Annotated in this window: 18 protein-coding genes and 1 other annotated feature; of the genes, 8 read left to right on the top strand and 10 right to left on the bottom strand. The window is 57.4% G+C overall.

The window, feature by feature from the left end:
- Position 1: 1 nt before the first annotated feature.
- Positions 2-934: an ABC transporter ATP-binding protein gene (locus HGP12_RS31790; RefSeq protein WP_168880103.1), complete on the bottom strand. Its 933-nt coding sequence runs from the start codon at positions 932-934 to the stop codon at positions 2-4.
- Entirely contained in the window at positions 931-2,112 is a 1,182-nt protein-coding gene (locus HGP12_RS31785) for an NEW3 domain-containing protein (protein ID WP_168880102.1), read from the bottom strand. Before HGP12_RS31785 ends, HGP12_RS31790 begins: the two co-directional genes overlap by 4 nt.
- A 544-nt stretch (positions 2,113-2,656) precedes the next feature.
- Between HGP12_RS31785 and HGP12_RS31780 the strand changes: the two genes are divergently transcribed.
- Both HGP12_RS31780 and HGP12_RS31775 read left to right on the top strand, forming a co-directional pair.
- Positions 2,657-3,070 (top strand): response regulator, encoded by a 414-nt coding sequence (locus HGP12_RS31780; RefSeq protein ID WP_168880101.1) that lies wholly within the window; start codon positions 2,657-2,659, stop codon positions 3,068-3,070.
- Between the two features lie 13 nt (positions 3,071-3,083).
- Positions 3,084-3,383: a hypothetical protein gene (locus HGP12_RS31775; protein ID WP_168841997.1), complete on the top strand. Its 300-nt coding sequence runs from the start codon at positions 3,084-3,086 to the stop codon at positions 3,381-3,383.
- A gap of 87 nt (positions 3,384-3,470) precedes the next feature.
- On the opposite strand, the gene HGP12_RS31770 is transcribed toward HGP12_RS31775, so the two are convergent.
- Complete coding sequence (locus HGP12_RS31770; RefSeq protein WP_312862961.1) at positions 3,471-3,893, bottom strand: MarR family transcriptional regulator; 423 nt, start codon at positions 3,891-3,893, stop codon at positions 3,471-3,473.
- Positions 3,894-4,223: 330 nt separating this feature from the next.
- Between HGP12_RS31770 and HGP12_RS31765 the strand changes: the two genes are divergently transcribed.
- The 3 genes from HGP12_RS31765 to HGP12_RS31755 all read left to right on the top strand — a co-directional run bounded on the left by HGP12_RS31765 (position 4,224) and on the right by HGP12_RS31755 (position 6,215).
- Complete coding sequence (locus HGP12_RS31765; protein WP_168880099.1) at positions 4,224-5,573, top strand: chloride channel protein; 1,350 nt, start codon at positions 4,224-4,226, stop codon at positions 5,571-5,573.
- A 77-nt stretch (positions 5,574-5,650) separates the two neighbouring features.
- Complete coding sequence (locus HGP12_RS31760) at positions 5,651-5,926, top strand: hypothetical protein (RefSeq protein ID WP_168880098.1); 276 nt, start codon at positions 5,651-5,653, stop codon at positions 5,924-5,926.
- Positions 5,927-6,074: 148 nt separating this feature from the next.
- A complete protein-coding gene (locus HGP12_RS31755; protein ID WP_168841993.1) occupies positions 6,075-6,215 on the top strand; it encodes a hypothetical protein in 141 nt (46 codons plus the stop codon).
- Positions 6,216-6,465: 250 nt separating this feature from the next.
- Here the strand turns inward: HGP12_RS31755 and HGP12_RS31750 are convergent, their stop codons facing one another.
- Positions 6,466-6,963, bottom strand: a complete 498-nt coding sequence (locus HGP12_RS31750; RefSeq protein ID WP_168880097.1) for an invasion associated locus B family protein — start codon at positions 6,961-6,963, stop codon at positions 6,466-6,468.
- A gap of 255 nt (positions 6,964-7,218) precedes the next feature.
- Here HGP12_RS31750 and HGP12_RS31745 point away from each other — a divergent pair, with 255 nt between their 5' ends.
- Positions 7,219-9,087 carry a chloride channel protein gene (locus HGP12_RS31745; protein WP_168841991.1) on the top strand — a complete coding sequence of 623 codons (1,869 nt, stop codon included), beginning with the start codon at positions 7,219-7,221 and terminating at the stop codon, positions 9,085-9,087.
- 38 nt (positions 9,088-9,125) lie between these two features.
- Here HGP12_RS31745 and HGP12_RS31740 read toward each other — a convergent pair whose 3' ends face one another.
- Complete coding sequence (locus tag HGP12_RS31740) at positions 9,126-9,437, bottom strand: hypothetical protein (RefSeq protein ID WP_168880096.1); 312 nt, start codon at positions 9,435-9,437, stop codon at positions 9,126-9,128.
- A 752-nt stretch (positions 9,438-10,189) separates the two neighbouring features.
- Here HGP12_RS31740 and HGP12_RS31735 point away from each other — a divergent pair.
- Both HGP12_RS31735 and HGP12_RS31730 read left to right on the top strand, forming a co-directional pair.
- The gene (locus HGP12_RS31735; RefSeq protein ID WP_168880095.1) at positions 10,190-10,540 is read left to right on the top strand and encodes a hypothetical protein; all 351 of its coding nucleotides are present in this window, start codon (positions 10,190-10,192) and stop codon (positions 10,538-10,540) included.
- Between the two features lie 335 nt (positions 10,541-10,875).
- A complete protein-coding gene (locus tag HGP12_RS31730; protein ID WP_312862960.1) occupies positions 10,876-11,580 on the top strand; it encodes a DUF4336 domain-containing protein in 705 nt (234 codons plus the stop codon).
- 299 nt (positions 11,581-11,879) lie between these two features.
- Here the strand turns inward: HGP12_RS31730 and HGP12_RS31725 are convergent, their stop codons facing one another.
- From HGP12_RS31725 to HGP12_RS31705, 5 genes are all read right to left on the bottom strand, one after another.
- Positions 11,880-13,367 carry a SulP family inorganic anion transporter gene (locus tag HGP12_RS31725; protein ID WP_168841987.1) on the bottom strand — a complete coding sequence of 496 codons (1,488 nt, stop codon included), beginning with the start codon at positions 13,365-13,367 and terminating at the stop codon, positions 11,880-11,882.
- Between the two features lie 67 nt (positions 13,368-13,434).
- Positions 13,435-13,490 (bottom strand) — a sequence feature (sul1 is cis-regulatory element that is thought to sense ions involved in sulfur or methionine metabolism; They are found in Alphaproteobacteria).
- A gap of 214 nt (positions 13,491-13,704) precedes the next feature.
- Positions 13,705-14,694, bottom strand: a complete 990-nt coding sequence (locus HGP12_RS31720; RefSeq protein ID WP_168841986.1) for a hypothetical protein — start codon at positions 14,692-14,694, stop codon at positions 13,705-13,707.
- Positions 14,687-15,211 carry a (2Fe-2S)-binding protein gene (locus HGP12_RS31715; protein ID WP_168841985.1) on the bottom strand — a complete coding sequence of 175 codons (525 nt, stop codon included), beginning with the start codon at positions 15,209-15,211 and terminating at the stop codon, positions 14,687-14,689. The genes HGP12_RS31720 and HGP12_RS31715 overlap by 8 nt, the downstream gene beginning before the upstream one ends.
- A complete protein-coding gene (locus tag HGP12_RS31710) occupies positions 15,208-18,342 on the bottom strand; it encodes a xanthine dehydrogenase family protein molybdopterin-binding subunit (RefSeq protein ID WP_168841984.1) in 3,135 nt (1,044 codons plus the stop codon). Before HGP12_RS31710 ends, HGP12_RS31715 begins: the two co-directional genes overlap by 4 nt.
- Positions 18,343-18,474: 132 nt before the next feature.
- Positions 18,475-18,969 carry a maturase gene (locus HGP12_RS31705; RefSeq protein ID WP_246703624.1) on the bottom strand — a complete coding sequence of 165 codons (495 nt, stop codon included), beginning with the start codon at positions 18,967-18,969 and terminating at the stop codon, positions 18,475-18,477.
- Positions 18,970-19,108 lie beyond the last annotated feature (139 nt).

The raw sequence follows: 19,108 nt of genomic DNA, 5'->3' as shown, positions 1-19,108 counted from the left end.
TTCACGCCGCATGATCCACCTGTTCAAAATAGCGCACATAGACTTCATCAAGGCTTGAGCGATCCATTGACAATCGCTTGAGACGACCGTCGGCAGCAACGATCCTGTTCGCGATTTCGGCGCGAATATCGATCTCCGCGTCGACGCGGGTGACATCAGATGCGATGGCCGTCACCCGCGTAATCTGTGGAATTTCCGCTAGTATTTTGGCAGCATCACACCCGTCCGCTTCGACCTCGATGATGTACGAACCACCCAGAACCTGGCTGGCGAGATCCGTAACACGGCCAACTAACCCGATCCTACCGCGATGGAACAAAGCCACCCGGGAACAGATAGCCTGGACCATCGATAGAAGGTGCGAGGACAGTACGATCGTCATGCCTTCGCCAGCGAGCTGCACGATGAGGTCGAGCAACTCCTGGGTCGATTGCGGATCGAGACCGGATGTTGGTTCATCGAGAATGGCCAGTTCACTTCCCTTGGCCAGAAGATCGGCAATACCGAGCCGCTGTCGCATGCCGCGGGAAAACGTCGATACGCGTCGATCGGCAACCTCGGTGAGGCGCACGCGCGCCAAGGCGCTCGCAATGCGCTCTTTTGCGTCGGCGATACCGGCGAGGCGCATCGTGTAACGCAGGTTCTCCCACGCGCTCATGCTGTCGTAGAAGCCGACGGCATCGGGCAAGTAGCCGACCCTGCGCTTGACCTCCAGCGGCTCTCGCAAGGGGTCGTGACCCAGCACACGCACGCTACCACCGTCGGGTTCGGTCAGGCCGAGCAGAAGCAGGATCGTCGTCGTCTTGCCGGAGCCGTTCGGCCCGAGCAGGCCGAAGATCTCTCCCTTGTTAACGACCAGGTCGAGCCCTTCGACGGCGACTAAGCGGCCGTAATGTTTAGTGAGGCCCACAGCCTCGATGACCGGCGCACTCATCTGCGTCCATACCTTGTCACGGCCATGGCGAGTACGATCACGGCGGCGCCGATGACGCCGAGGCCTGCAGCGCCCCAGATGGTTGACGTCGTCACGGTGACACGGAAGTCCGCATTGTCGGATGCGCCGTTACCATCTGCCCTTATGCTGACCATGTAATCGCCAGCAATCGCGTTGTTCGATGGCGTCATGTGGACGGCGACGGTCTGCTGTGCTCCGGGTGCGATGACATCGAGCGCCTTCGGGTCGAGCTCAACATTCCAGCCACTGGGAGCGCTTGCGGAAAGCTTGACATCGTTGGCAGGCGCCGTGCCGGAATTGTTGATGGTGAAGTTGAAGACCTGTTCCCTGCCGGCCACCGCCCTGCCGGAAAGCCGGCCATCCGGGCCTGATAGAGATATCGACGGTTCACCGGTGACATCGAGCACCAGCTGCGTCTTGCCCTCTACCTTCGGGCTGGATGCTTCAACCATGACCGGATACTTGCCGGCCGCAACATTCTGCGGCGGCTTGACTGAAACCTCTACGGTCTTGGTTTCGCCGGGCTTGAAGGGAAGGCTGGTCAGCTCCTGGCTGCCATATTGCTCTTTGAATGTAGCGGCAAAGCCGGACGGAGCGTCCGACACAAGATTGAGGGTCTGGTTCTCCTGGCTGTCGTTCTTGATGGCGACATCGAAGTCGAAATTCGAATGCGGCGTTCCTCGTAGCGCCGGCAAACTCGGGGTCAGCGTCACCTTGTCCGGTTCCGCGGCAGCCAGTGTCATGGAAATCGGCAATTGCAGAGCTTCATTCGTATCGGATGTGCCGCGAACGGTGAAATTATAGGTTCCCGGCTTGGTGTTTTCGGGCGCGGTAACCTTCAGGGTCAGCCTCTGGCTGTCGTCGGCGCCGACGATCGCCGCACTGACCGGCCTGCCGCCGCCATCCAGTTCCCATCTCCAGTTCTCCGGGAGGCCGTTGACGGAAAAGGCAACGCGCGCCGGAGGCAAGTTGGAATTGGAAAGGGTCAAGGGCAGGCTGGTGTCCTCACCGATACGCTCGGTCAGAACCGGAAAATCCGTCGTCAGCCACAAGCCTGTGGGCTTGGTTGACGCCGTCTGCGCCGAGACCACGGAGGCATACGAAACCATCCCGCCGGCAAGCACTAAGGCCGGCAGGAAATGACGAAAGCGACTCATCGCATCACTCCCAAATCAATAATGGCACGCTGGCTCGGCTGTTATTGACGCGCCGAGACGCTGAAACGATCCGGCGCAATTGTGACAACAATCGGGCAACGACATTAAATCTTCTTAATGTGATGGCTCGCTGCCAGCGAGCTTCTGACAGGTCGTGACAACTCTGAAGGGGAGCTATGGTTTGGAGGCGGCCCCAGCAAACCAAGCGGAAAATTGCAAATATATCTATGAGAAACAGATATTTAATTTACAATCCGTGAATTGGGAATATCGCTTGATTGGTTGGCTGATGGGTTCGGAATAGCACGTGTTCGCAGGCAGCTGCCTGACCGCTTTCTTCTCGCACTTTGTATCATACCATGATATTTTGAACTCAAGTGATTTTTAGTGATTCTGAATAGGGGATGAATATATGGAAAATTTCGGGGATCTTGTGACGCTATTTCATTGCTTCGGCCGGGTGGTGAGACGTGGATAGCGATGCCGATCGCACGTGGGCGCATAAAGGGTAGCAAATCTGCGATAGAGGGCGGGGTAAGGAAAAATGCAACGTGTGCTGATTGTTGAGGATGATCCGCTCATCGCAATCGATCTCCAGCATATGATACATGATCTGGGATATGTGACGTCCGGAATAGCCAACAGCTTCGATAGCGCAAAACGGCTGGCGCCACATTCGGATCTCGCCCTTGTCGATGTTAACCTCGTAGACGGCGCGACCGGGCCGCGCATCGGGCAGTTTCTGGCCGGCGAATTCGGTATCTCCGTCGTCATGGTGACGGCCAATCCGGAGGTTGTTGCCGATGGCATTTTTGGGGTGATCGGCGTCATCTCCAAGCCCGCGCAACCGGCGACAATCAAGCAGGTGCTGGGGTTTATGTCGACTTACAAGCATCAACTTGTAGCTCATCCCCCAGCACTACGCCTGTTTACGTCCGACAGACGCGGCCAGCTTTAGGAAGGCCAGCATCATGGATGCGACGCGCGAATCTCTCAGCCTTCTTTCATTGCGCCTTGAGCAGTTGCTGCAACATCATGGGATTCCGGATGGACACGATCAGATGGAAATCGCCAGGGCTGGCGAGCTGCCGGCCGAGTTGCAGCACAGGCTGTCCAGTCTCCTCGAAAACATGGCTGAACTCAAAGGGTTGATCGAAGCCGGGCGGGATGCACGCCGCGGCAAATCGCTCTCCCCGGCCGTGATGAATGCTGCGCACATCATGATGGAGGAAGTCTGCCGCGCGCTGGAGGACCGCAAGGTGAAACAATAGTGTGCTTCGGGCCATCTTGCGTCATGGACTGCGCTCTGGTGCCGGCCGCGGTTGGACCCGTTCGGCCAAGAGCGGATTTGGCGCTGATCAATCGGATCGCGACAGGCGCCGAAGCCGCCTTAAGGATTCAACCAGCAGTTCCTCATTCTCGAACATGCCTTTCAGATGGATCGCCGCTAATCGCTCAAGCAACTCTTCGCCAATCTCAGTGAGGCCGATCAAGACGCTGCGCTTGTCTTCCGCGGACGGTATGCGGATCGCGAGGCCTGCGGCCTCCAGCCGGTTTACCAGCTGAACCGCGCCGTTGTGTTGCAACAGCATCTGTTCGGCGAGCTCCCGCATCATGACCCGGCCCGTCGGGGCAACCTTGATCACCAGCAAGGCCTGATATTGCTGCGACGTCACGCCCACTTCGGAAAGTGCTGCCTCGCTGAAGGAAAGAAACCGCCTCATGGCAAGCCGCACGCCGGCAAGACCTTGATATACGTCGGGATCCAGAGGCTCGTTCACCTCGAATACCCGTTTATGAGATCGTCTTGGCCGCTTGTCGGAGCGCATGCGCATTCTTTCCTATATATGTCTCGAGACGATATATTTTACGCACACCACGACTGGCAAGCGCGCACGGTAGCCGTGATATTCAACCTGCATGTCGCTGCTGCCCGTCAAGCGTGGACAAGGCGATATCGCTTGGCTTCGTCTTCAGTCTCCTCAATCGGGTAACGTTGCGTCCTGATTGCTCTGATCCGAATTCGGCACGTCAATAAAGTCTCGTATTTTATATCACTTCGTGACATATAGCACCTGCAGTTGCCGCTTCCATATTTCCTTGAGCAAATGATGTCATCGCACTTCCGCAGACCGAAATTAATCCGTCGTTCCCGTGTCATCTGGGGCTCTTTCAATCTCTGGCGGCCGCGTTTGGTCTTCTGGACGGGCGCATTGGCGATCGGCGTGATCAGCGTCGGCTTTGCCAAGCTTGCCGATCTGGCGCAGCGCGCCTTTACCGGTGTGACTCAATCGGGTGAATGGATGTGGCTGCTGCCGCTGCTGCTGACGCCGCTCGGCTTCGTGCTATCAGCCTATCTCGCCGCGACCCTGTTTCCCAATTCGCAAGGGAGCGGCATTCCGCAGGCGATCGCTGCGCGGCATCTGCATCATGACGAGGATCGCACGAAGCTGCTCTCGCTGCGGCTGGCTTTCGGCAAGATCGTGCTGACCATATTGGGGCTTCTGAGCGGCGCCTCCATCGGCCGCGAGGGGCCGACGGTGCAGGTCGGTGCCTCATTCATGCTGGCGGTTGCCCGCTTCGGTGGCATGGCGCAGGCAAAGGGGCTTATCCTTGCAGGTTCCGCCGCCGGTATCGCCGCCGCCTTCAACACACCGCTTGCCGGCATCGTCTTTGCCATCGAGGAGATGAGCCGCACCTATGAATCCCGCGCCAATGGCCTCGTTCTGACCGCCGTCATTCTTTCCGGCCTTGCCGCACTCGGCCTTTCCGGCAGCTACAACTATTTCGGCACGGCCGATGCCGCCCCAATGATGTTTCGGGATTGGATCGTCATGCTGATCTGTGGTGTCGGCGGCGGCGCGCTCGGCGCTACCTTCAGCGGGCTGGCACTCTATGCCGGCATCCGCATCCGCCGCTGGGCACAGCCGCAGCCGCTCAAGCGCATGCTGATCCTTGCCGGCCTCTGCGGCGTTGTCGTTGCCGCCATCGGCGTGCTCTCCGGCGGCCAGACCTTCGGCACCGGCTACGAGCAGGCCCGCAGCGCGGTCGAAGGGCATGCCCTGCCCGCACTCTTCTTCCTCGAAAAACTGCTGGCGAGCTTCCTGTCGATGATCTCGGGCATTCCCGGCGGCATCTTTGCGCCGTCGCTTGCCGTAGGCGCCGGTTTCGGCAGCACGGTCGGCACGCTGGTCGGCGGCGGTGTGGCGCTTGCAGCAATTCTCGGCATGGCAGGCTATTTCGCCGGCGTGGTTCAGGCGCCGATGACCGCCTTCGTCATCATCCTGGAAATGACCGGCGACCATCAGGCCGTCATCCCGATCATGGCAGTGTCGATGATCGGCTATGTGACGTCGCGGCTGCTGTCGCGCGAGCCGCTCTATCACGGCCTGTCGCGCGTCTTCATCGCAGCGGCGATCCGCGCCCGGCGTAGCACGGAAAGAAATATGTCCCACACCTAGTTGGCTCGGAAGGGGCTGTCGAGCAAGGCCCTGCAAACGACAAGTGTCAACGCACCTCGGGAATGGAGCTCAACGATATGACCTCATTCTGGACTGCAACCGTGATCTGCCCAGTCGCTGCGATCTCGTTGCACGTTGAAGCGCCCCAGCCGACTTTCGTTTCGGATCAACCGCTCGATTGCGTGGATGTCGTCGAGAAGGTTCTGATCAAAACAAAAGGCCGGCTCCTGTCCTTTCGCTCAACCAAGGATAAATGCATAGTTATCTTTCTCCTGGATAAGGCAGGAGAGCGTCCCGAAAAAGTTATCGTAAAGGTCGATAGAAACAAGATTTTCGATGACAAGATCGAATAGTCTTACGCCCTGTGAAGAAGCAATCATAGATTGTCGTCTTCGCGCAACTTAGCATATCTCGTTCTGAAGATGAAACTGAAAATACAATATTAAAGCCCTCAGCGGCTTTCAGTTGATGGTTTTGTTCAATGGAAGTGGATGATCGTTCATGACAGGCAAGATCACGCGCAGAATAATGTTTTTAGTATGCGCGTTTCTCATCGTGCTGACTGCACTTGGTCTTCTGATGCGATTCTATGGCCCGATGGCAGAAAGTCATCAAAAATACGGCGAGATCACCAAGGTCTAGGGTGATCTCGTTAATCGCCCCGTCGGCAGCAGACCGATTTGGGGCCGTTTCTTGCGTGTTTGGATTCTCGGTGCGCCAGCTTAATGCGAGCCCGTCGGCTCGGAGCCCAGACCTGCGTGACATGATAGCGATCGAGGTCTGGGCTCCGTTAGATGCACGGGCGTAGCGGATCATGTTTGTGCCGGCCTAAGTGAGGCAAACGCCACAATCAGCCCCCGGGCAGTTGTCCAGTGAGAGAAATTACTAGACGTCAATTGCAGGCGCTGATCCGTTTCAACGCGGCGGTGATGCCTGAGAGGGAATAAGAATAGCTGGTGGCGGTTCCCCGCTTCGAAGTGGCATGCAGTTCCAATTTGTCGCCCGACTTCAGCGCCTGGATCATGGACGGCTGGTCAGCTTCGTTCTGAACCCAGCCGTGCCTGTCCTGGGTGAACATCGCAAAGGCTTTGCCGCCAATCACGGCCGTCATTGGCGCACCTTGCCTGAGATCGTAACCCGCCATTGCCTCCGGGACGTAGTCCTTTCCCGGTGAATGCGCGATCATGAAGAAATTGTCGCCATGATCCACATTGGCGGGCATCTGGACCGTCGGCGTCGACAGGATATAGCAACTCGTATCGCCACCTGATTTATACGAAAACGCACCCCATGCTCCGAACTGATCGAGCCGAACGGGCGGTGCGGCGTGCGCTGCTGTGATTGCGGACATGGTGAACACGAGGGAGGCTGCAAGAATTTTGACAGTCATCGTTTCCTATCATTTCCTCTGTTAAGGAGGTCCGGCCCGAGCTAGCACGCGCATATCCGGTGCGTGGCTCGCCGCGGATAATTTCCTTCAAGATTGATTTGGACCCGATCCGCCGAAGCGAATCGGTGGCTTTTCATAGCTCGGATTTTATGTCATGTCATGATATATATGCATGCCGATGATCCACCTATCAGCACCCAGGTTTGCATCGGCCTCGAAACGACAAACCGCGCAGTCCACCAAAAGGCACGCCCCATGGTCGAAGCAGAGAATCCGGACCTTGATTATGGAAAGGCTGTTCAGCCGACCGACAATGCCCTTATCCGACGCGTTTCAAAGAATGGTGAGCGGGAGCATAGCGAAGACTTGCCGTTGAGCTTGCTTCTGCTGTCGGCTCTGGCACTCGGCCTCGGCATCGTGACAGGGTTGGGGGCGGTCCTCTTTCGCGATTTGATCGCGCTTCTGCACAACCTGTTCTTCAACGGCACTTTATCAATCGTCTATGATGCAAACGTCTTCACCGCACCCAGCCGATGGGGTGTATTCGTTATTGGCGCGCCGGTCGTTGGGGGAATTGTCGTAACATTTCTCGTCAGCAACTTCGCACCTGAGGCCAAGGGACACGGCGTTCCGGAGGTCATGAACGCCATTTATCATCACGAAGGCCGGATCCGGCCGATTGTCGCTGTTGTGAAATCGCTAGCCTCTGCGGTCGCGATTGGAAGTGGCTCGTCGGTCGGCCGCGAAGGCCCCATCATCCAAATCGGCTCAGCACTGGGATCGACCCTTGGGCAGATCATTCGCATGCCGATCGGCCAGCGCATCGTCATGGTTGCGGCGGGCGCCGGCGCGGGTATCGCGGCAACGTTCAATACACCGATCGGCGGCGTCATGTTTGCCATCGAGCTGATGATGCCGGAAGTCAGCGTCAGCACCTTTCTGCCGGTAGCAATCGCCACGGGAGCCGCAACGTTCGTCGGGCGTTGGTTTATCGGTCAGCAGCCCGCGTTTCTGGTTCCGCCCTTGCAGGCGCTGACGACGGACGCAAGCGCGATTGTTCTGCTGGTTTTATATACTGCGCTAGGCGGATTGACCGGCGTCGCGGCCGCAGCCTTCATTCGCGGCCTGCATTTGGCCGAAGACTGTTTCGACAGAATCCCGGGCCGCTACACGCGCCATATCCTCGGTATGTGGATTCTCGGCCTTCTCATGTACGTTCTCTTTGACTCGCTCGGCGAATACTATGTCGATGGTGTTGGGTACGCGACGATCGAGAGCATTCTGGTTGGGCACATGACATCTCTGTCGCTCCTGGCCTTGCTGTTCGCATGCAAGCTGATCGCGACATCAACCAGTCTGGGTGCGGGGTCTTCCGGTGGCATCTTCTCGCCATCGCTCTTCATGGGCGCAACGATCGGCGGCGGCTTCGCGGCTCTCGTTCAGATGCTCGGAATTCCGCTTCCGGTCAGCATCCCGGCGTTTGCCATGGTCGGCATGGGCGCGATGGTCGGCGGCGGCACCGGTGCGGTGATGACCGCCATCACCATGACATTCGAGATGACCCGGGAATATGACATCGTCATGCCGATGATCCTTGCGGTTGCCACGAGCGTCGGTGTCCGGCGGCTGCTTTCTCGAGAGAACATCTACACGCTTAAGCTGGTCCGCCGGGGACAGCCGATACCCAAGGCACTGCATGCCAACATGTTTCTCGTGCGTCATGCCCGCGAAGTGATGGACAGCGATATTCTGGTCTTGCAAGCCGAGCAAAGTTTCGATGAGTTCCTGCGCCAGCACGAGGATGAGGGGCGTCTTCGCCACGTCGTGGTCATCAAGGGCGGCCATGTGTTTGGTGTCATACGCATCAATACGGGATTACGACGCGGCCTGGAGGAGCGGCATACGGGCGTAAGCCTCGGCGACATCGCAAGCCGCGATTTTACCATCGTCGGGACCGAAATGATCGCCTCCGAGGTTATTCAGCGCATATGGCGCAGGAACGCGTTCATGGCCGTGGTTGTTGGTGGACACGGGGTCCCGCGAGAAGCCGACGTCGTTGGCGTTATTACCAGAGAACACGTCGCCAATTCGGTGGCTGACGGTCTCAAGATCTATCCCAGATGAAGCAGTGATCGTTGACTTTCCGTGCGGGCTTGAGCCGACTATTCGACCAACGAAGGAGACGACACGTTATTCCTTGCCGAATAGCCAGGTTGCCCGCTGACATGGGCGACGAAGATAGCGAAAGCTGCGATTGAGCAAAGCAAAATGACGATAGGCACAACGACCGTCTTTAAAAGGGCCATCACGGAGGGCGTTGTTTCCGGATTGCTTCCTATGACATTGGCATTGGTCTGAACTTTCGATGAACTACGCAATTCCGGTAGGCGGGAGTTCGCCTCACGGCCGGCAGCCTCAACGCGCCGTCGTCTGGATCGCGCTTTTATCGGTTTGAAGTGCACCACCTCAGCCATGTTCAAATACCCAGGGGTTGACAAGGATCCGAGGAGTTCGGATTGCAAACGTCGGCCGGCCAGTCGTTGAGCTGATCAGTTGCAGCCGCCCTGATCATGGGCGCGGGCAGCTCTTATCCGGTTCGCGCGGCAGTGGTTCGAGACGACAGATCCGTCGGCCTCGTCTCGTCAGAGTCCATCACCGATCCAACGGAACCGAAGACGCGAGCATCACCGCCCTCGTTTCTCAGAACTCCACCGACAATGCCATAGACCACGACGATTGCGCCGGGTTCGACAATGAGATCATGGCAAATCGTCCCGTGAAGTTCGAATGTCCGTCCCCTTGGGACCGTGAGACTTCCGGTGACTATTCCGTAAAACCGCACATCACGATCAAGCCGTATTGAACCATCAATTCTCGCATCAAGTCGTTCCACCAGAAACTCCTCCGTGGTTAAGCGCCCCGTCTTTCACTGGCCGGACCGACCGCTCTTCCTTCCGCTCCTCTCCATAATATATGTCATAGTATGATATAAATTGAAAGGGCCACGCTGATAGTCGGTTGAAATCGACGCGACTTGATTGTCTCGCCTTGCGCTGCGTTGTCGCCGGCGAAGAAAGCTGGCATGGCATCCTATCGGACAAGCCGCTTTGGAGTTCTGGATTCGGATGATTTTTATTCCTTGCGGATTGTGATCGATCTGTACGAAGTATATCATGACGTGATATAAATTGCCTCTCACCTCGCAGTGTGGACAGGTTTGCTACCGATGGCGCCAAAGCAAAAGACGAATGCAATAGCGGCGCTTTTCGATGACCGTGCCAGTGCAAACGAGGCGATTGAGCGTCTGGTTTCCGTTGGCATCTCTCCGACAAAGATCGAGGTGCTGACGGGAGCCGATGCCATAGCGTTCGCGACCAGTGAGGAGAACGGATTCTGGCACAAGCTCGCGACATTGCTTTTCGAGGACGACGACAGGAGCGCTCTCTTGCGAGACTTACGTCACGGCAGCCACCTTCTTGTTCTCAGCGATCTCGAACTCGATGAAGATGACCTTGCTCTCGATGTTCTCGACAATGACGATCTTTGGGATGCCCGGAACAGCCGTTTCGAGAAATGAATTTCCATTGCCAATAGATGGATGCGGAGGGGGCTTATCAATCGTTAGCGGATATTCGGTCGTGCCACATAACAACGACAATTTGCTTTCTCGAACGCCACTCTTGGCAAGCAAGACAGCTTCGTATCGGCTCATCCAACCTGCCCTGGCGGTATTCGATAGCCCACGGCCTTCCGAGAAGCGCCCATGTCGATCACCAATCTCTTGCGCTTGGCGGCCGAACTGCCGCTGCGCGGCTGGAACTGGGTATTACCCGCGTCCGTTTGCCGAAGTTAAGCGCAAGGAGGAGGAGCTTTGTCTTGTGCCCCCAAGGAACTTATCCGCCGATTGGCATCTTGAAGCCGGTTGCCGAGAATGTTTGGATTGTGGATGGTCCGCTCATTCGATTTGGCATGCCATGGCCGAAGATGTCATTCCCGACGCGAATGACTGTGATGAGGCTTGCCGATGGACTCTTCCTTCATTCGCCGACGGCTCTATCCCTCCACCTAAAGAAGGAATTGGAAGCTTTGGGCTCTCCGCGCTGGATCGTAGGACCGAACCGCATTCACTATTGGTGGATCCCCGATTGGAGAGATGCCTATCCGAGCGCGCAGATCTATCTTGCTCCCTATATCCATGAACAGTCCAAGGGGCGCATCAATTTTACCGCACATGCACTGTCATCGACGAACGGCTACCCCTGGGATCAGGAACTCATCACCCTGCCCATTGAAGGCAGCTTCATGACTGAGATCGAATTTTTCCATCGTGCTAGCCGTACATTGGTGCTGACTGACCTGATCGAAAATTTTGAACTCTGTCGGCTCAATGGCTCTCTCATGCGCTGGCTGACATGGCTCGGCGGTGTGCAGGATCCGCATGGCAGCATGCCCAGAGACATGAGAATGACATTTCTGCGAAACCGCAGGCGGCTCAAAACTGCTGTAGAACAGATGATCGAGTGGAATCCGGAGCGTATTATCCTGGCGCACGGGCGCTGGTACGAGGCTGACGGCGCCCAGGAACTGCGCCGCGCATTTGCTTGGTTGCTTGGATAGCGTCGCACCTTGCTCTACATGAGGCGCTGGAGGCTCACCCATTTACCAAACGTTTTTTGTTTCTATTGGAGCCCTCGCCTCTCGAAATGGTTGGCGAAACGCTCTCCTTGAATCGCCCGAACGTCACCTGAATGGCAGTCCGTCGCGAGGCGTTATGCGTGGGTGGGTGCCTTTGCCGCATTGCCCACATCTTCTCCATATGCGGCGGAAAAGACCACACAAAATTTGGCCAGCAGAAAAACCAAGCGAGGCCGGAAATGTTGCCGGCCGCATGAAGCACCCGACAACATCGCGATGGATTAGTGCAGAGAAGCACTGGCGGCGGCCCGCTCATCCTTGTCATGTAGTGCGAAGCGGTCGACCATGTCTGCGCTCGCGTCGTTGAAGCCAAGCACCCGCACATCTACATCGGCGCGGCGGAACTTGATAACCACCTTGTCGAGAGCGCCGACTGCGGTGATATCCCAAAGATGCGCCTTGCTGACATCGATGATCACCTTCCTTGCCGTATCCCCGAATTCAAAGGCACCGATAAAGCTTTCAGCCGAGGCGAAGAAAATCTGTCCTTCGACGCTGTAGGTCACAAGACCGCTCACGGGATCCTCAAGCCGCCTCACGCTAAAGAGCCGTGCCACCTTACGGGCAAAGAAGATGCCGGACAGCAGCACTCCCACCACGACGCCCTTGGAGAGATCCTGCGTGGCAAGCACGGTCGCAACCGTCGCCAGCATGACGACCGATGAGGTGCCGGGATGCCGCTTGATATCTATGATCGACTTCCACGAGAATGTGCCGATCGACACCATGATCATCACCGCAACGAGGGCTGCCACCGGCACGATGCGCAGGATATCGTCGAGCACGAGTAGCAGCACCAGCAGGAAGGCACCGGCGACGAAGGTCGAAAGCCGCCCGCGGCCGCCTGAGGTCACGTTGATGACCGATTGGCCGATCATCGCACAGCCGCCCATGCCGCCGAAGAAAGCCGAGACGATATTGCCGGCCCCCTGCCCCACACATTCCTGGCTCTTGTTGCTCGGCGTATCGGTCAAGTCATCCACGATCTGCGCCGTCAGAAGCGATTCCAGCAGGCCAACGGCCGCAAGCGCCACCGCATAGGGGAAGATGATCTTGAGCGTGTCGAATGTTAACGGTATGGCCGGAAACGCAAAGGGCGGCAGCGACGTCGGCATCTCGCCGAGATCGGCGACCGTATGCACATGAATGCCGAAGCCGAGCGTCACGCAAGTGACGACGACGATCGCCACCAGCGGCGACGGGATGGCTTTGGTAACGTACGGGAAGAGATAGATCACCGCCAGCGCAATGGCGATCAGCAGATATGTGATCTCGGGCACGCCGATCAGCTGCGGCAACTGCGCAATGAAGATTAGGATCGCCAGCGAATTGACGAAGCCGGTCATCACCGATCGTGACACGAACCGCATCAGCCGCCCGAGCTTCAGCATCCCGGCAATGATCTGCAGCACGCCCATGAGAATGGTTGCGGCAAAGAGGTATTGTATGCCGTGATCGCGCACGAGAGGCCCCATGAGCACGGCGGTCGATGCTGTCGCCGCCGAGATCATAGCCGGCCGGCCGCCGCAAATTGCCGTCACGCACGCAATAGCGACAGATGCGAACAGTCCGACCTTAGGATCGACACCAGCAATCACTGAGAAGCCGACGGCCTCCGGAATCAGCGCCAGCGCCACGACAATACCCGAAAGAATATCGGCACGAATGTTGGAGAACCACTCGTGATGGTAGTTTGAAAGAGATCGCATTGGAGAAATTTCACAGTTGAATGCAACGACCGGAGGGCCGGCCCTGGGAGGTAAGGTTGCGTTGCTGTGTTGTCTAGCGGATCGGCGGCCAGAAGAGCCACCCGGGGTCTCACCGGGTCCTTGTGGATGCTTGTTCGTATCCGACAAAATGATGCGGCGCAATACAGTATTGCGTACAATGTACTCCAACCCAGTTCTCGGCAGCAGCGTCGATCTCGTCACGAGAACCGGCAAACCCTGAAGCAGATCGTCAAGGAGGTGGAAAAAATCGGCCGCGACATGCGAAAGGCCATCGGCGCTGCAAACCCTTCACTCTTCCGTCGGAGCGGGCAATCATTTAGTTCGGTGGCGGATAGGCGGGGATCGAAGTTACGCGACATGCCGGCTGGTCAGGCTTCTGGCAGCACGATCTGATCTGATCCACAGAGGATTTATAGATTGCATTCCAGCTGGTCTGCGTGATGCCGATATCCGGCGGCATTGCATGCGAGCCCGGAAAGCGACTTGCCCAATCATCGGCCCCCTCGGGAAAACGCCCAGTCATCTCGTCCGTCAGTTGTCGGCACGTTTCCGCGATACCGATCCGGTGACAGCCAAGGCACGTATTGTCGGTCGGATTGAGGGCCTGGGTTGGCCAACTGCTGAAACCTATCCGATGAGGGGAAGTAAGATCCACATGATAGTATGGGCCGAAGGGGTTCACGGGCATATGGTTCCAGACTTGGCCCACAAACGGAGAGAACATGAATGGGTCGTTGTCGTGGCAGCTTCCACAGCCGCCTTTGAACGTGGTCTCCGGCGTGTTCCAAAATTCGCTTGGAGGCTGGGATGTCGGAGACGGCACTTTCTCGCCGCTCACGGGTTGATTGGGCTTCCCTTCCGCCTGAAACCAGCAAGTAGCACCTGTTGTCGGGTTGTGAGCCACGATATCGATTTCATCGAACTCCATTTTGTCCGCCGGTCGAATGATCTTTTGCCGGCACATGACCGCGATCTGCATGGTCTTCGTTGATAGGGACAGGATGCGGGAGTTCGGCACGCATTGCCCATCAGACTCCGCTCCATTTGGAAGCAAGGCCGGCCGATCGCACGTCATGTTCTTCGTTGCCGGCACGCTCTTGCCATCGACGGTAATCGGCACAGGAACCCCATCGCTACAGGAGAATTCGGGGATATCCCCCACCTGCTTGCGGCATTCCGCACCATAAAGTTCCCTGGTCGAACCCGCGTCGGCCTGATCGGCCCGCGCATTGCCTGCCAGCAGCTGCCCGGCTGACAACAACAATAGAAGGGATAGACATTGGCGATTGAAAGGATAGCTAGCCATTGTGCGAACCTTCCTTTGCGAACATCGCTTCGGCTGTCTTGCGGATGGCGTCGTAATAACGGACATAGCCGGTACAGCGACAGATATGGGAACCGACGGCCTGTTCGATTGCCGCATCGAGATCGCTTGGCAAACTACCCAGCTGCCGCAGCCCATCCAGAAAGATTTGTGATGCTATGACAAAGCCGGGAGCGCAATAGCCACATTGAAACGAGAACTCCTGCAGAAATGCCTCCTGAATAGGAAGCAATCCTTCGTTTGGCGTGATGCCTTCGATCGTGGTGATCTCCGTGCCATCGACCATCGCCAGTGCGGTGGAGCAGCTGATGACCGGTGTCGCCGCTTCGGTGGGCGAGTGGATGGAAGCTACTGTGCAGGCACGACAGATGCCTATCCCGCAGCAGAATTTGGTTCCGGTTAGGCCGAGATCGTCGTGAAGGAAGTCGATCAGCCGATCGTCCGCGCGAGCCGAATCCACCTCATGAGCGATGCCGTTGACTTTGAAGGAAATCGTCATGCTCGCAGTCCCTCCAGAATTTTCGCCGGCGTAATCGGCAGGGATGTGTAACGACGGCCCAATGCGTCATGCAGGGCATTGGAAATCGCTGGTGCAACGGAGCACATCACCGCCTCCGCAATGCCGCGGCCTGCACCACGGTCGCCAGCACTCTCCGGCAATGTCACCAGCTCCTGCGCACGCTTGCCCGCCTCATAAGCCGTGTTTAATGGCACATCACTCCAACGGGGCACGTGATAGCGGTTCAGGTTCCAGGTTCCGTCAGCGGGTCCCGCCATGCCGTTCGGCATGTCTTCCATCAACGCATAGCCGATCGCCATCGCGATCCCACCCTGGCTTTGTCCGGAGACAAGCTGGGGCACGAGCAATCTGCCGGCGTTGAGGATAGAAAGGACGTTCTCGATCTTTACCGAGCCATTGGCCTTGTCCACCGTCAGCCCGATGACGTTTGCACAAGGTGCCCAAACATAACGGGAGTAGCGCTGTGCTATTGCGGGTGGCGGCTTCGTGTTCGTTCGACCGACAAACGTCGGATCCTTGGCGTTTGGCAAATAGAAGGACAAACCGTCGAGCTGCAAATGCATGCTGCCGCCCGGCCCTGCAAAGTCAGCCTCGACCCAACTTCCCTGAATGAACGCGTGCCCGAGCGCTCCCCTCGGCAGGCCCTTGCTGTAGATGAGTTTTGCAAGATCAGCCCACGTTATCGGCTCGGTCCCACCATTGACAAAGGCCAACCGCCCATTGTCCCATTTGACATCGTCGAGACCAAGATCCTGCAGCCCCCAGATTGCTGCAGCTGCGGGCAGAATACTGGCTTGCATGAAGGCAAGCGCCGTTTGCTGTACGGTGTGGACCTGATGGAGGCCAGTCAGACAGGCGGAAGAGGAACCAACGCCTTTGGCCGTCCAGTGCGGATTATTCCAATCGCTTCCATTGCTCTTGGTGGTCAGTCCGGTTTGACCGAACAGGAGATAGCCACCCATGTCGACGTCAGACGCATTCGCGCCGAGAATTGGCCCGATGACCACGCCCAACGTCGTTGCCGAACCATTTCCCATGTCGACGGCATCGGACTGGACCGTCAACTTACCGTCGGGATCAACCAGGACAGCTGCGACCATTCCGTCGCCAGACGTGCCATAAGCCTGCATGGACAACGCTATGCCCGTGCCGTAGGTCAGCCCGCGAGCGGCATAGTCAGCCTTGATTTTTTCCCGGTCTGCCCAGAGGGCATGAGCCTCCGCTCGATCGAGTATCTCCGCGAGGCGCAGTTCTTGATCGATCGGACCGCCGACGATGGTTCGGCCCCCGGTGTCGGTAATATTGGCGCGCCGCAACGCGATCGGATCCCAGCCTTTGAATGCCGCGATATCGTCGAGCGCCGTCTCGATCGCAAGAAAGGCTTCCGGGCCACCAAATCCGCGCTGAGAGCCGCCGGTAATATCCTGAGTGTGCTTTGACTGCGCGAAAACATTTGCCATCGGCAGTTCATAAGATCCACCTACGCAGAGCGCCGCCAGATTAGCAACATAAGGGGAGAGGTTGCGCAGCCCTCCTCCATTGAAATTCATTGTCGCTTCGACCAAGCGCAACTTCATGTCGGGTCCGGCAACCAACTCACCCTTGATCGCGGCGCCGGGACGCTTCAGGCCGTAGCGAAACTGTTCGAAACGATCATGGGCGAGCTTGACGGGAACTCCATCGGAGAATGCCGCGGTCAAAGCCAATAGTTGAGAGAAGGGCGAGCTGTCACGGCCACCAAAGCCGCCGCCGGGGTAGCAGCTGTGGAGTACGACCTCCTTGACGACAATGGGCGAGTCCGCACCGCTGAACATGGATGCAGCACTCGAGACATCGCCGTCCGGCGACTGTGTCCCGAGCACGAGAGACAGGCTTTGAGACTTGGTGTCATAATAGGCGAGCCCACTTTCCGGCTCCATGAACATCGGATCCATGGCTTGCGTGTCCACGGTGAAAGGCTGGCGGATCAGATCCGGATTCTGTGCCAGATATTGGTTGATCTTGTCGCGATAGGTGGGAACGTTCTGCTGATAGGTTGTTGGATCGGCTGTGGCATAGCTGAAGGTTTCGCTATCCTCGAAGTATTTTACATAGGTCGTTTGAGGCGACCACGGCGCGCCCATGCCCTGTGAAGACGCATCATCCAACGCGTACACCTGAAAGCTGGCGTCGTTGAATTGCATGTAGCGCTTTGCCGCCCGATAAGTCTCCCGCTTGTCGAACATGAGCAAGGCGACCGCCTGCCCGAGGAAATTCGGAACGTTGCCGGGCTTAACGATGACATCGAATTCTACCGACGAGGATCCCTTTGAGGCAAAGGCCTGGACAGACGCGGCAAGCGGCGTTTTAAAGAGCTCCGTCAGTCCCTTGTGTTGATCGATTGCCTCAGCCTCGACCTGCAGATCACGATACCGAGCCAACGGAGCAGACCTAACCGCTGATTTCAGCTGATTGCCGAGCACGACCCGTTTTGGCTTTGCATCATCAGGCAGGTAACTCAAATCCACATTCAGGAATTTGTGCTCGGTCGTCAGAGCCGGCAGATAGAGCGCGTACCACTGATCCCCTGCCCATCCCATATCGGCGGAATTGAAGTCCCGGGCAAACACCTTCTGGCCGGTCACCTTCGCGCGGCCGTCGATCCGCTCACTGGCCACGCCGGGAACAGGTGTCTGCACGCCTGTCGAATTGCTTGATGACTGACTGGCGGTGGCTCTCATTGGCGGCCCAAGGACGGTAACCGCTATAAGACCTGCCGCACCTTGCAGGAAACGGCGTCGCTTAATGGATGAACTTATATGAAGGTTTTGGAAAGTCGTATCGTTCATCGCGCACCTCTCGCCAATAAAGTGAAGAGACTTTGGGCACTTCAGCCGATCGGACTGCACGAAGACGAGGTGTAAGGGATACGAATGCCAACGACGCGTATCGTTGACATATGCTTTTGTATAAGTGCTTTTGTATAAGCACTTACGCTGCAGGAAACGCCACCCGGCAAGCGTGCAATCGAACTCGCCTCGACACCATATTTGCACCCATAAGTAAGTCAAGACGAATTGCGACATCAGCTGGCCATTTGACGGGTTTATGAACCTGGCGAACGCGATCATGCCGATGATCGGGGAATGACGCGCCAATATTCCACGACATGAGCTACGCTTGGCGTATCGCGGTAGGGACGCCCATTACTGGGCGCCCCCCCCCGCATAGATCCACGCGGGCGGGTTTCCCGCACGTGGCTCTTACCTTGGGTGTTTGACGGCGAAGCGTACATTTGGCCATGGATGAAGGATGCAAGGCTTGGGTAGGTAGTTGTTGGCTAACTGCACGATCCGTTCCCACGTGACGTCGGCCCTCTGACTGCGCCGCGGTAGGCATCGCCGCCAGAGACCAATCACCCGATACCGAAGCGCGGTGAGCGCCCGGATGTTCGTTGGAACCGCGAAGTAGGCGAAATGCCCGCCGACGATCTGCCTCAGCCATTTTCCCTGGTGGGAGATCGGCCAGTGCATCCGCCGCCGCAGGTCCGCCTTGATGTCCTTGAGCTTCGCCCGCATGCGGTCGCCTCGGGTCTTCCGCATAAGCTGGAAGTGCCCTTTGCGTGTTTTCCCGCAGATGAACGTGAACCCCAGGAAGGCGAAGGTCTCCGGTTTGCCGAGCCCGCGTTGCTTGCGGTTGACTGCAGCGAAGCGGCCAAACTCAATCAGGCGGGTCTTGTCCGGATGGAGCGACAGCATGAACTCCTCAAGCGTAAGCGCGAGTTTCTCCGCACCTTCTTTAGTTGAGTGAGCTTTGGCATGAGGTGTCCGCCTAAAAGAGGTGGACACCTAGTTATGAATGAAGGTCAAAAATTCGCCGTGCGGCTGGTTGGTCGGA

Source organism: Rhizobium sp. P28RR-XV, from assembly GCF_012641385.1.
In the GTDB taxonomy this organism is placed as follows: Bacteria; Pseudomonadota; Alphaproteobacteria; order Rhizobiales; family Rhizobiaceae; genus Rhizobium.
The sequence above is the reverse complement of the archived record's forward strand: the minus strand, read 5'-3'. Positions and strand labels throughout refer to the sequence as shown.

Bases quoted from the DNA above. Each gene is read 5' to 3' on its own strand.
- HGP12_RS31720 (WP_168841986.1), bottom strand. From the start codon at position 14,694: ATGGCTAGCTATCCTTTCAATCGCCAATGTCTATCCCTTCTATTGTTG.
- HGP12_RS31780 (WP_168880101.1), top strand. From the start codon at position 2,657: ATGCAACGTGTGCTGATTGTTGAGGATGATCCGCTCATCGCAATCGAT.
- HGP12_RS31760 (WP_168880098.1), top strand. From the start codon at position 5,651: ATGACCTCATTCTGGACTGCAACCGTGATCTGCCCAGTCGCTGCGATC.
- HGP12_RS31755 (WP_168841993.1), top strand. From the start codon at position 6,075: ATGACAGGCAAGATCACGCGCAGAATAATGTTTTTAGTATGCGCGTTT.
- HGP12_RS31715 (WP_168841985.1), bottom strand. From the start codon at position 15,211: ATGACGATTTCCTTCAAAGTCAACGGCATCGCTCATGAGGTGGATTCG.
- HGP12_RS31775 (WP_168841997.1), top strand. From the start codon at position 3,084: ATGGATGCGACGCGCGAATCTCTCAGCCTTCTTTCATTGCGCCTTGAG.
- HGP12_RS31765 (WP_168880099.1), top strand. From the start codon at position 4,224: ATGTCATCGCACTTCCGCAGACCGAAATTAATCCGTCGTTCCCGTGTC.
- HGP12_RS31705 (WP_246703624.1), bottom strand. From the start codon at position 18,969: ATGCTGTCGCTCCATCCGGACAAGACCCGCCTGATTGAGTTTGGCCGC.
- HGP12_RS31740 (WP_168880096.1), bottom strand. From the start codon at position 9,437: ATGGCTGAGGTGGTGCACTTCAAACCGATAAAAGCGCGATCCAGACGA.
- HGP12_RS31790 (WP_168880103.1), bottom strand. From the start codon at position 934: ATGAGTGCGCCGGTCATCGAGGCTGTGGGCCTCACTAAACATTACGGC.
- HGP12_RS31745 (WP_168841991.1), top strand. From the start codon at position 7,219: ATGGTCGAAGCAGAGAATCCGGACCTTGATTATGGAAAGGCTGTTCAG.
- HGP12_RS31785 (WP_168880102.1), bottom strand. From the start codon at position 2,112: ATGAGTCGCTTTCGTCATTTCCTGCCGGCCTTAGTGCTTGCCGGCGGG.
- HGP12_RS31735 (WP_168880095.1), top strand. From the start codon at position 10,190: ATGGCGCCAAAGCAAAAGACGAATGCAATAGCGGCGCTTTTCGATGAC.
- HGP12_RS31750 (WP_168880097.1), bottom strand. From the start codon at position 6,963: ATGACTGTCAAAATTCTTGCAGCCTCCCTCGTGTTCACCATGTCCGCA.
- HGP12_RS31725 (WP_168841987.1), bottom strand. From the start codon at position 13,367: ATGCGATCTCTTTCAAACTACCATCACGAGTGGTTCTCCAACATTCGT.
- HGP12_RS31710 (WP_168841984.1), bottom strand. From the start codon at position 18,342: ATGATCGCGTTCGCCAGGTTCATAAACCCGTCAAATGGCCAGCTGATG.